Annotated in this window: 11 protein-coding genes; 9 read left to right on the top strand and 2 right to left on the bottom strand. The window is 49.5% G+C overall.

The window, feature by feature from the left end:
- Positions 1–80: 80 nt before the first annotated feature.
- The 8 genes from sdhC (at position 81) to sucD (ending at position 9,618) form a co-directional block, all read left to right on the top strand.
- A complete protein-coding gene (sdhC, locus tag G5S52_RS10450) occupies positions 81–473 on the top strand; it encodes a succinate dehydrogenase cytochrome b556 subunit (protein ID WP_165013346.1) in 393 nt (130 codons plus the stop codon).
- Complete coding sequence (sdhD, locus tag G5S52_RS10445; protein ID WP_002539568.1) at positions 467–814, top strand: succinate dehydrogenase, hydrophobic membrane anchor protein; 348 nt, start codon at positions 467–469, stop codon at positions 812–814. The genes sdhC and sdhD overlap by 7 nt, the downstream gene beginning before the upstream one ends.
- Positions 815–2,581 (top strand): succinate dehydrogenase flavoprotein subunit, encoded by a 1,767-nt coding sequence (gene sdhA, locus G5S52_RS10440; RefSeq protein WP_165013344.1) that lies wholly within the window; start codon positions 815–817, stop codon positions 2,579–2,581.
- A gap of 15 nt (positions 2,582–2,596) precedes the next feature.
- Entirely contained in the window at positions 2,597–3,307 is a 711-nt protein-coding gene (locus tag G5S52_RS10435) for a succinate dehydrogenase iron-sulfur subunit (protein WP_002539565.1), read from the top strand.
- Positions 3,308–3,427: 120 nt separating this feature from the next.
- A complete protein-coding gene (sucA, locus tag G5S52_RS10430; RefSeq protein ID WP_165013342.1) occupies positions 3,428–6,238 on the top strand; it encodes a 2-oxoglutarate dehydrogenase E1 component in 2,811 nt (936 codons plus the stop codon).
- 28 nt (positions 6,239–6,266) lie between these two features.
- A complete protein-coding gene (gene odhB, locus G5S52_RS10425) occupies positions 6,267–7,484 on the top strand; it encodes a 2-oxoglutarate dehydrogenase complex dihydrolipoyllysine-residue succinyltransferase (protein ID WP_165013340.1) in 1,218 nt (405 codons plus the stop codon).
- Positions 7,485–7,579: 95 nt separating this feature from the next.
- The gene (sucC, locus tag G5S52_RS10420; protein WP_002539561.1) at positions 7,580–8,746 is read left to right on the top strand and encodes an ADP-forming succinate--CoA ligase subunit beta; all 1,167 of its coding nucleotides are present in this window, start codon (positions 7,580–7,582) and stop codon (positions 8,744–8,746) included.
- Positions 8,746–9,618, top strand: coding sequence for a succinate--CoA ligase subunit alpha (gene sucD, locus G5S52_RS10415; protein ID WP_002539560.1), 873 nt, complete (start codon positions 8,746–8,748; stop codon positions 9,616–9,618). Before sucC ends, sucD begins: the two co-directional genes overlap by 1 nt.
- A gap of 57 nt (positions 9,619–9,675) precedes the next feature.
- Here the strand turns inward: sucD and znuB are convergent, their stop codons facing one another.
- Positions 9,676–10,461, bottom strand: coding sequence for a zinc ABC transporter permease subunit ZnuB (gene znuB, locus G5S52_RS10410; RefSeq protein ID WP_165013338.1), 786 nt, complete (start codon positions 10,459–10,461; stop codon positions 9,676–9,678).
- Positions 10,454–11,221 (bottom strand): zinc ABC transporter ATP-binding protein ZnuC, encoded by a 768-nt coding sequence (gene znuC, locus G5S52_RS10405; RefSeq protein WP_165013336.1) that lies wholly within the window; start codon positions 11,219–11,221, stop codon positions 10,454–10,456. The genes znuB and znuC overlap by 8 nt, the downstream gene beginning before the upstream one ends.
- Positions 11,222–11,287: 66 nt before the next feature.
- Here znuC and znuA point away from each other — a divergent pair, with 66 nt between their 5' ends.
- Positions 11,288–12,208, top strand: a complete 921-nt coding sequence (znuA, locus tag G5S52_RS10400; protein WP_438590719.1) for a zinc ABC transporter substrate-binding protein ZnuA — start codon at positions 11,288–11,290, stop codon at positions 12,206–12,208.
- Positions 12,209–12,242 lie beyond the last annotated feature (34 nt).

The following is a 12,242-nucleotide window of genomic DNA, read 5'->3' as shown; positions in this document are numbered from 1 at the left end:
AAATGATGTTGTAGGTCTGGCGCTGTAGCGAGATGTGATTCCAGAGAGTGTAATAACTATAATTTGCTCAATGGAGCTGAGTGGGCCATATCGTGAAAGTAAAAAAGCCAAGACCGGTAAACCTCGACCTTCAGACCATTCGCTTCCCCATCACAGCGATAGCGTCTATCACGCACCGTGTGTCGGGTGTCATCACCTTCATCTCGGTTGCCATCCTCCTCTGGCTATTAAGCCTTTCTCTATCATCCCCAAGTGGTTTTGAAGCCGCCTCGGACATCGTAAACAGTTTCTTCGCCAAGTTTGTCTTATGGGGCATTCTGACTGCACTTGCTTATCACATCGTTGGCGGCATCCGTCACTTGTTGATGGACATGGGCCATTTTGAAGAGATGGAAGGCGGTTCGCAGAGCGCGAAAATCGGTTTCATCATCACTGCAGTGCTGTCTGTTTTAGCGGGGATTTTAGTATGGTAGGACACGTATCTTCTTTCGGCAGAAACGGGGTTCATGATTGGATCTTGCTCCGTGCTACTGCCATCATCATGACGCTTTACACCCTCTACATGGTGGGATTCTTTGCGTTTGGTCCCGAATTGACATATCAGAGCTGGATCGAGTTCTGGGGACAAACAAGCAATAAAGTATTCACCATGTTGGCGCTGGTTTGCGTACTTATCCACGCTTGGATTGGTATGTGGCAGGTATTGACTGACTACATCAAGCCGACTGTGCTGCGTATGTTTATGCAGTTTGGTGTTGTCGCGCTGCTGTTTGTCTACCTGTTGACTGGCTTTTTTGTATTGTGGGGTGTGTAAGTGAGTATTCCAGTAAGAGAATTCGACGCAATTGTTATCGGTGCGGGTGGCGCAGGTATGCGCGCGGCACTGCAAATTTCTGAGCAGGGCCTTTCTTGTGCACTGCTGTCAAAAGTATTCCCAACCCGTTCTCATACCGTTTCTGCTCAAGGCGGTATTACGGTAGCGCTGGGTAATTCCCATGAAGATAATTGGGAATGGCACATGTACGACACGGTCAAAGGCTCCGACTACATCGGTGACCAAGACGCTATCGAGTACATGTGTAAAACCGGCCCTCAATCAATCATCGAACTGGAAAAGATGGGTCTTCCATTTTCCCGTTTCGATAACGGCCGCATTTATCAGCGCCCATTCGGTGGACAGTCTAAAGCGTTTGGCGGCGAGCAAGCTGCGCGTACTGCAGCAGCAGCTGACCGTACTGGCCACGCACTGCTTCACACCTTGTACCAGCAAAACATCAAGAACAAGACCACCATCTTCTCTGAGTGGTACGCGTTGGATCTGGTGAAAAACCAGGACGGCGCAGTTGTTGGTGCAACTGCGATGGACATGGAAAGCGGCGAAATTTGTTACTTCAAAGCGAAGGCAACGGTCTTGGCGACAGGCGGTGCGGGCCGCATTTACCAGTCAACGACGAATGCACACATCAATACAGGTGATGGCGTAGGTATGGCACTGCGTGCAGGCGTACCAATGCAAGACATGGAAATGTGGCAGTTCCACCCAACCGGTATCGCAGGTGCAGGTGTACTCGTGACGGAAGGTTGTCGCGGTGAAGGTGGTTACCTTCTAAATAAAGATGGCGAGCGCTTCATGGAGCGTTATGCACCAAACGCGAAAGACCTTGCGGGTCGAGACGTTGTTGCACGCTCAATGATGGTTGAAATTCGTGAAGGCCGCGGTTGTGAAGGTCCATGGGGTCCACACATTAAATTGAAACTGGATCACTTGGGCAAAGACGTCCTCGAAGCGCGTCTGCCAGGTATTCTTGAGCTGTCCCGCACATTTGCTCACGTTGATCCAATCAAAGAGCCAATCCCAGTTATCCCTACCTGTCACTACATGATGGGCGGTGTACCAACGCAGGTTTCTGGCCAAGCGATCAAGCAAGACGCAAACGGCAACGATGTTGAAGTACAAGGCCTGTTTGCATGTGGTGAAATCGCTAGCGTATCTGTCCACGGTGCAAACCGTCTGGGCGGTAACTCTCTGCTTGATCTGGTGGTATTTGGCCGCGCAACGGGTCTTCACTTGGGTGAAACTCTGGCTGCACAAGTCGAAGCACGTGATGCGTCAGAGTCAGACATCGAAGCGTCTCTGGCACGTGTTAACCGCTGGAATACAACCCAGAAAGGTGAAGACCCAGTTCAAATCCGTAAGGACCTGCAATCTTGCATGCAGAACAACTTCTCGGTATTCCGCGAAGGTGATGCGATGGCAAAAGGTCTGGAAGAGCTCAAAGTTATCCGCGAGCGTCTGAAAGAAGCACGTCTGGATGATACGTCCTCAGAATTTAACACTCAGCGTGTTGAGTGTCTGGAGCTGGACAACCTGATGGAGACAGCATTCTCTACAGCAGTTGCGGCAAATTACCGTACTGAGAGCCGTGGTGCACATGCACGCTTTGACTTCCAAGAGCGTGATGATGAGAACTGGCTGTGCCACACCATCTACAACCCGGAAACAGAAGCGATGTCTAAGCGTGATGTGAACATGACGCCATTACACCGTGAAGCTTTCCCACCGAAAGCGCGTACTTACTAAGGGAGGTAGAAGATTATGAAACTGAATTTTTCTGTATACCGTTACAACCCGGACGTTGATGACGCGCCGCACATGAAAGGGTACACCCTGGAAGTGCCTGACGGTTCTGACATGATGGTACTCGACGCACTGATCCTGCTGAAAGAGCAAGATCCAACGCTGTCATTCCGTCGTTCATGCCGTGAAGGTGTATGTGGCTCTGATGGTATTAACATGAACGGTAAGAACGGTTTGGCATGTATCACACCGTTGTCAGCGCTGACTGACAAGTCGAGCATTGTGATTCGTCCACTGCCTGGCTTGCCTGTGGTTCGTGACCTGATTGTCGATATGACTCAGTTCTACCAGAACTATGAGCGTGTTAAGCCTTACCTGATTAATGACAGCACACCGCCATCGCGTGAGAATCTTCAATCGCCTGACGACCGTGCTCACCTTGATGGTCTGTATGAGTGCATCATGTGTGCATGTTGTACCACCTCGTGCCCATCATTCTGGTGGAACCCAGATAAGTTCGTAGGTCCTGCGGGACTTCTGGCTGCATATCGTTGGCTGATTGACAGCCGCGACACTGCCACAGATGAGCGTTTATCAGATCTGGACGACGCTTTTAGCGTTTTCCGTTGCCATAGCATCATGAACTGTGTAAATGTTTGTCCTAAAGGGCTAAATCCTACGAAGGCAATCGGCCATATTCGTTCAATGCTGCTTAAACGCGCAGTGTAATATCGGCTTCTGTACACCTACATATATCAAGATTTAGGCTCCCTTTCGGGGGAGCTTAAAAGGAACGCCGGCTAACCCCCGGTCGTAGCAACATAAAAACTAAGTGGTTAAGGGATAACAATGCAAAATGGCGTGATGAAGGCTTGGTTTGAGTCTTCTCATTTGGCTGGCGCCAATGCAACTTACGTAGAAGATCTCTACGAACTGTACCTCAGTGACCCCGAGTCTGTAGATAGCGAATGGCGAGCAGTTTTTGACGAACTGCCTGTCGTGAATGGCAACGCAACCGAGCAACCCCACTCAAGAGTTCGTGAATATTTCCGCAGACTTGCTACCGAGACAGCGCATTTCAGTGCATCAGTCAGTGATCCGGACGTCGACGCGAAACAGGTAAAAGTTCTCCAACTTATCAACGCCTACCGTTTCCGTGGACACCAACAAGCAAATCTGGACCCTCTCGGTCTTTGGCAGCGCGATCGCGTGCCTGACTTAGACCCATCTTTTCATAGTCTGAACGAAGACGATTTCCAAGAGACGTTTAACGTTGGTTCTTTTGCCATTGGGCAAGAGAGCATGAAACTAGCCGATCTCTACGACGCACTGACCAAGACCTACTGTGGTTCTATCGGTGCCGAATACATGCACATCACCAATACAGAAGAGAAACGCTGGATTCAGCAGCGTCTTGAGTCTGTGATTGGCCAGCCAGAATTTTCCAGCGACGAGAAAATTACTTTGCTGGAAGAGCTGACGGCAGCGGAAGGTCTCGAGCGTTACTTGGGCGCAAAATTCCCAGGCGCGAAGCGTTTCTCATTGGAAGGCGGTGATGCGCTGATCCCAATGGTGAAAGAAGTCATTCGCCACTCAGGTACACAAGGTGTGCGTGAAGTGGTGGTTGGCATGGCGCACCGTGGTCGTTTGAACATGCTGGTTAACGTTCTCGGTAAAAAACCCTCAGAACTGTTTGACGAGTTTGCGGGTAAACATAGTGACTCGTGGGGAACGGGTGATGTGAAATATCACCAAGGTTTCTCCAGTGACTTTGCAACGCCAGGCGGTGACGTTCACTTGGTACTGGCATTCAACCCGTCTCACCTGGAAATCGTTAATCCAGTGGTCATGGGCTCAGTACGTGCGCGCCAAGATCGTCTTGGTGACAAAGACGGCTCAATGGTTCTGCCGATAACCATCCATGGTGACTCAGCGATTGCGGGTCAAGGTGTCGTGCAGGAGACGTTTAACATGTCTCAGGCGCGTGGCTACAAGGTTGGCGGTACTATCCGTATCGTAGTTAACAACCAAGTGGGCTTTACCACTTCGAACCCGAACGACACACGCTCAACACAATACTGTACTGACATCGCGAAGATGGTTCAGGCGCCAATCTTCCACGTGAATGCAGATGACCCGGAAGCGGTGGCATTTGTAGCGCGTCTGGCAATTGATTACCGAAACGAATTCAAGCGTGATGTGGTGATTGATCTGGTGTGTTACCGCCGTCATGGTCACAACGAAGCGGATGAGCCGAATGCGACTCAGCCTCTGATGTACCAAAAGATCAAAAAACACCCAACGCCACGTAAGCTCTATGCCGATGTCCTGTCAGACAAAGGCGTTGCCGACGTTGAAAAAGCCACTGAGTTGGTGAATGGCTATCGTGATGCGCTGGATCACGGCGAAATCGTGGTGAAAGAGTATCGCCCAATGGCGCTTCACTCCGTTGATTGGTCTCCATACTTGGGTCACGACTGGACAGTTGAATGGCCAAACACATTCGATAAGCAGCGCTTGGTTGAGCTGGCTAAACGTATTTGTACTTATCCAGAGAGCCACAAGCTTCACAGCCGCGTTAACAAGCTCTACAACGATCGCCTTGCGATGGCCAAAGGTGAGAAAGCGCTGGATTGGGGCATGGCTGAAACACTGGCTTATGCAACGATTGTCGATGAGAGTCGTCGCATCCGTATCACGGGTCAGGACTCTGGTCGTGGTACCTTCTTCCACCGTCACGCTGTGTTGCACAACCAAAACGATGCAAGCACCTATATTCCGCTGACTAACATTCATGACAAACAAGGCCCATTCCAGGTGTTTGATTCTGTGTTGTCAGAAGAAGCGGTACTGGCGTTTGAATACGGCTACGCGACTGCAGAACCAGGTGGTCTGACAGTTTGGGAAGCACAGTTCGGTGACTTTGCAAACGGCGCACAGGTTGTTATCGACCAGTTCATTAGCTCCGGTGAGCAGAAGTGGGGTCGTATGTGTGGCTTGACCATGCTGCTGCCACACGGCTACGAAGGTCAGGGCCCAGAGCACTCGTCCGCACGCCTTGAGCGTTACTTGCAACTTTGCGCTGAGCAAAACATGCAAGTTATCGTTCCTTCAACGCCAGCACAGGTTTACCACATGCTGCGTCGCCAGGTGTTCCGCCCAATGCGTCGCCCTCTGGTTGTGATGTCGCCTAAATCACTGCTCCGTCATCCATTGTGTACATCAACACTGGATGAGTTGGCAGATGGCAACTTCCAACCAGCAATCGGCGAGATTGACGAGCTGGATCCAAAAGCGGTCAAACGCGTCGTGATGTGTTCAGGTAAGGTCTACTTTGACTTGCTGGAAGCGCGTCGCAAAGATGAAATCAAAGATGTCGCCATCATTCGTATTGAGCAGATCTACCCGTTCCCGAAAGAGGACGTACAGGCTGCGATCAGCGAATATGTTAATGCCAAAGACTTTGTCTGGTGCCAGGAAGAGCCACAGAACCAAGGCGCTTGGTATAGCAGCCAGCACAATTTCCGCTTGGCGATTCCGGCTGACGCCACCCTGAGCTATGCAGGCCGTGCGGCTTCCGCATCTCCGGCTGTAGGCTATATGTCGGTGCATTTAAAACAACAAAAAGCGTTGATTGAAGACGCTCTTACCCTGAATTAAGAACTAGAAAGCTAAGGAATTAAACGAAATGACAATCGAAATTCTGGTTCCCGACCTACCTGAATCTGTTGCTGATGCAACAGTGGCGACATGGCACAAGCAGCCAGGCGATGCGGTAAGCCGCGACGAAGTACTGGTTGATATTGAAACAGATAAAGTAGTTCTGGAAGTTCCAGCACCAGACGATGGCGTGCTAGAAGCCATTATTGAAGAAGAAGGTGCGACTGTTCTTTCTAAGCAACTGCTTGCCAAGCTGAAGCCTGGTGCTGTTGCCGGTGAACCTACGCAAGATGCGCCAGTATCTTCGGAAGCTTCGCCAGACAAACGTCACACCGCTTCTCTATCAGAAGAGTCTAACGACGCCCTGAGCCCAGCTGTTCGTCGTCTTCTTGCTGAAAATGATCTGACGCCTGAGCAGATTAAAGGTACTGGTGTTGGCGGTCGAATCACTCGCGAAGATGTAGATGCGTTCCTGAAAAGTGGCGGTGCGAAAGCGGCTGCCGCTGCACCAGCCGCAGCGAAAGATGAAGCGCCTGCACTTGGCCACCGTAGCGAGAAGCGTGTTCCTATGACACGTCTTCGTAAGCGTGTTGCTGAGCGTCTGCTGGAAGCGAAAAACAGCACTGCGATGCTGACCACGTTTAACGAAGTGAACATGAAGCCAATCATGGACATTCGTAAGCAATACAAAGATGTTTTCGAAGAGCGCCACGGTATTCGTTTGGGCTTCATGTCTTTCTACGTGAAAGCGGTTGTTGAAGCGCTGAAGCGCTACCCAGAAGTGAATGCATCAATCGATGGTGATGACATTGTTTATCACAACTTCTTTGACGTAAGCATGGCCGTTTCGACTCCTCGTGGTCTGGTAACGCCAGTATTGCGTGACTGTGACCGCCTGGGCCTGGCTGAGATCGAAAAAGGGATCAAAGAGCTGGCTATCAAGGGCCGTGACGGTAAGCTGACGGTTGATGAACTGACCGGCGGTAATTTCACCATCACAAACGGTGGTGTATTTGGTTCTCTGATGTCGACGCCGATTATCAACCCACCACAAGCTGCTATTCTTGGTATGCACAAGATCCAAGAGCGTCCAATGGCAGTCGATGGCAAGGTTGAGATTCTGCCAATGATGTACCTTGCTCTTTCCTACGATCACCGTTTGATCGACGGACGCGAGTCTGTTGGTTTCTTGGTGACTGTAAAAGAGCTTTTAGAAGACCCAACGCGTCTGCTGCTTGACGTATAAGCAGCCCGGTTTTTACCGGATAACAGGGGGCTGGAGCCCCCTGTGTGGAAAGCAAATTAAACCTATAAAACGGAAATAGACACGGATAGAACATCATGAATCTGCACGAATATCAGTCAAAACAGCTGTTTGCTGAATATGGGCTGCCAGTATCCGAAGGGTATGCCTGTGACACTCCTCAAGAAGCTGCTGAAGCTGCTGACAAGCTTGGTGGAAACAAGTGGGTTGTTAAATGTCAGGTACACGCTGGCGGTCGCGGTAAAGCGGGCGGTGTGAAACTGGTTAGCAACAAAGAAGAAATCAAAGAATTCGCACAAAACTGGTTGGGCAAAAATCTGGTGACTTACCAGACGGATGCAAATGGCCAGCCTGTTAGCAAAATCCTGGTTGAAGAGTGTACTGACATTGCTCAAGAGCTCTACCTGGGTGCAGTAGTCGACCGTGGTACACGTCGCGTTGTTTTCATGGCATCGACTGAAGGTGGTGTGGAAATCGAAAAAGTCGCTGAAGAGACGCCAGAGCTGATCCACAAAGCTGCGATCGACCCACTGGTTGGTCCTCAGCCATACCAAGGACGTCAACTGGCATTCAAGCTGGGTCTGCAAGGCGAGCAAATCAAGCAATTCACCAAGATCTTCATGGGCATCGCAAAGCTGTTCATCGAGCGCGATGTTGCGCTGGTGGAAGTGAACCCGCTGGTGATTACTGATCAAGGCAACCTGCACTGTCTGGATGCAAAACTGGCTGTTGATAGCAATGCTGTATACCGTCAGCCAAAAATCCGTGAAATGCACGATCCATCTCAGGACGATCCACGTGAAGCACACGCTGCACAGTGGGAACTGAACTATGTTGCTCTGGACGGCAGCATTGGTTGTATGGTTAACGGTGCGGGCCTGGCAATGGGTACCATGGACATCGTAAACCTGCACGGCGGTAGCCCTGCAAACTTCCTGGATGTTGGTGGCGGCGCAACCAAAGAGCGCGTTACTGAAGCATTCAAAATCATCCTCTCTGACGACAACGTAAAAGCTGTTCTGGTGAACATCTTCGGCGGTATCGTGCGCTGTGACCTGATCGCAGACGGCATCATCGGTGCGGTAGAAGAAGTTGGCGTTAAAGTACCGGTTGTTGTTCGCCTTGAAGGTAACAACGCTGAGCTTGGCGCGAAGAAACTGGCTGAGTCAGGCCTGAACATTATTGCTGCGACCTCACTGACTGAAGCAGCAGAGAAAGTTGTTGCTGCAGCGGAGGGCAAATAATGTCTGTTTTGATTAACAAAGATACCAAAGTAATCTGTCAGGGTTTCACCGGTGGTCAGGGTACTTTCCACTCAGAGCAAGCGATCGAATACGGAACGCAAATGGTTGGTGGTGTATCACCAGGCAAAGGCGGCACGACTCATCTGGGTCTTCCTGTGTTTAACACTGTGGCAGAAGCCGTGGAAGCAACTGGCGCGACAGCGACTGTAATCTACGTACCGGCGCCGTTTTGTAAAGATGCGATCCTGGAAGCAATTGATGCAGGTATCGAACTGATTGTGACCATTACAGAAGGTATCCCTACGCTGGATATGCTTGAAGTGAAGGTGAAGCTGGATGAAGCTGGCGTTCGCATGATCGGTCCAAACTGCCCAGGTGTTATTACTCCGGGTGAGTGTAAGATTGGCATCATGCCTGGCCACATTCACAAGCCAGGTAAAGTGGGTATCGTATCTCGTTCAGGTACGCTGACTTATGAAGCGGTTAAGCAGACTACTGACGAAGGTTTCGGCCAATCTACTTGTGTAGGTATCGGTGGTGACCCAATCCCAGGCTCTAACTTCATCGACGTTCTGAAAATGTTCGAAGAAGATCCACAGACTGAAGCGATTGTAATGATCGGTGAAATCGGTGGTACCGCAGAAGAAGAAGCAGCGGCATTCATCAAAGAGAATGTGACTAAGCCAGTTGTTTCTTACATCGCGGGTGTGACTGCGCCTCCGGGCAAACGTATGGGTCACGCAGGTGCGATCATCTCTGGTGGTAAAGGTACTGCGGAAGACAAATTCGCAGCACTGGAAGCAGCTGGCGTAACCACAGTGAAAAGCCTTGCTGATATCGGTAAAGCACTGCGTTCACGTACTGGTTGGTAAGCAAATTAGAATAGAAAAAACCGCTCCTTGGAGCGGTTTTTTTATGCCTTTAAAATACTATTCGGCTTGTCGGTAGAATTGACTTAGAAAGAACAGGCTGGCTGCTGCTACTACGACAGAAGGGCCTGCCGGGGTGTCTTTAAACCATGACAAAGCAATTCCACCAAACACAGCAATGACGCCAATCGCGCTGGCAAGAAGCGCCATTTGTTCAGGGCTCTTTGAGAATCGTCGGGCTGTCGCCGCAGGGATGATCATCAAAGAGGTGATGATTAATGCACCGACAAACTTCATGGCTACCGCTATCACCAGCCCAACCAACAACATCAGGATCAGTTTGAGTCGATCGACGTTGTAACCATCGACCCTTGCCATCTCTTCGTTAACCGTAATTGCGAGAAACGGCGTCCAGAGTTTATAGAGAAATGCCAATACCAATGCGCAGCCAGCAGCAATCCAACTAATGTCTGCCGTTGTCACAGACAGAAGGTCACCAAACAAATACGCCATTAGGTCTACGCGTAAGTCGTCAACAAAACTGATTGTCACAAGGCCAAGGGACAAAGACGTATGGGCGATGATGCCAAGCAGGGTGTCCGTCGATACACTGCTTTTACGTTGAAGCCCCACCAGTAAAATACCAATCACTATACAGCTGAAGACGAGCGCAATGTTCAGGTTCACCTGAAGCATAAAACCCAGCGCTAATCCCAGCAGTGAACCGTGAGCAAGCGTGTCGCCGAAGTACGCCATCTTACGCCAAACAACAAATGATCCGAGAGGGCCTACAGTGGCAGCAATGAGGACACCTGCAAAAAACGGGATCGCAAGAAACTCAAGCATTGTGATGGTCTCCATGTTGGCAGGGACCAATAGGGCTTCCTGACAGATCGTGTTCGTGGTTATGGTGATGTTGGTAAAGCGCTAGCTGTTCGCATTCTCGACGACCGAACAACGCAATATATTCAGGGTGAGATGAAATCGCTTCAGGTTCGCCAGAACAACATACATGGTGTTGAAGACAGATAACCTCATCAGTTTTTGCCATGACGATATGGAGATCGTGGGAAACCATGAGTACAGCACACTGCAACTTATCTTTTAGCTCGCCTATCAGGCTATAAAGCTCTAGCTGGCCTGACACATCCACGCCTTGAACCGGCTCATCCAAAACCAGCAAATCAGGCTTTTTCAAAACAGCACTGGCCAGCATAACGCGTTGGCATTCACCACCGGACAATGTATGCATATTGGCGTGAAGCAACTTAGTTGCTCCGACTAATGCCAGCGCTTCACCAATACTTTTACGGTTGGCACCGGGAGATAACTTTAAAAAGCGCTCCACGTTGAGAGGAAGGCTTTCATTGAGTTTGAGCTTCTGTGGTACGTAGCCAATTTTCAATCCTTTGCTCTTTTCTACTTTCCCTACGCTAGGTTCTATCAAGCCAATCACGGTTTTGACCAGTGTTGATTTTCCTGCACCATTTGGGCCGATAAGCGTTGTGATTTTATTTCTGTAAAGGGACAGAGAGACACGATCGAGAACGCTTTTTCCATCAAAGATGACAGAAATCTTGTCGAGTTTAACGAGAGCTGAGGACATATCTTGAACAAGTGGTTTAAAAATGAAATGTTATAATATAACATTTCTCGCTGTTTTTAAATTCGCATGATGGATGACACGATGATCAGTAGTACAAAGAAGTTTTTCATAGCCTTAATGTTATTCCTTCCAGCAGTTGCGAGTGCCCAACCAAATTTGGTGACGACTATCAAACCACTCGGTCTGATAGCCAATGACATCGCGGGTAATCATGCAAACGTGGAAGTGTTACTGCCGGATAGTGCATCTCCGCATGACTATGCGCTGAAACCGTCAGACCTCAAAAAAATCTCTTCGGCAGATGCAGTATTCTGGGTAGGGCCGGAACTAGAGTTGTTTTTGGAGAAGCTACTGAGCGATGCGGACAATGCCGTTCGTTTAACAAGCTACCCAGGCATGCCAGTTCGCTACTTCGAAGAAGGTTCGCATGGCCACGATGATCACGACCACCACGATCACTCTCATGATGGTATTGATGGTCACATCTGGTTAGGCCCAGACCAAAGCATCGTTATTGCACAGGCAGTCAAAGATAAGTTATCAAAAATAGACCCAGAGAATGCGAAGGCTTATGAGGATAACTACACGGCGTTTAAAGCTGAGTTGGAACAGGCAAAGCTTGCACTTCAAACTCGTCTTGCTGCTTTTAACAACAAAGGCTATTTCCTGTTTCATGACGCTTACGGCTATTTTGAAGATGCATTTAAACTCAGTCCACTTGGTCATTTGACCATCAACCCAGATCGTAAGCCAGGTGCTAAAACGCTTGTTACTATCCGTGGTGCCATCAAAGAGGGTAAAGCGCAGTGTGTATTCAGTGAGCCACAGTTTAACCCAGCTATGGTATCAACCTTGGTGAAAGGAACTGACACGAAAGTGTTGGTGCTTGATCCAATGGCAACGGACTTAAAAGTAGGAAGCAATCAATATGTTGATTTCTTGAATCAACTGGGAAGTCAGTATCTATCTTGCTTTGGAGAGATTTGAGTTGGTGTAATGTGAACTTGTTCGCATAATTTCC

It is taken from the genome of Grimontia sedimenti, assembly GCF_011045095.1.
GTDB lineage: Bacteria > Pseudomonadota > Gammaproteobacteria > Enterobacterales > Vibrionaceae > Enterovibrio > Enterovibrio sedimenti.
Note: the sequence above shows the minus strand (reverse complement) of the source record. Positions and strands in the feature narration are given on the sequence as shown.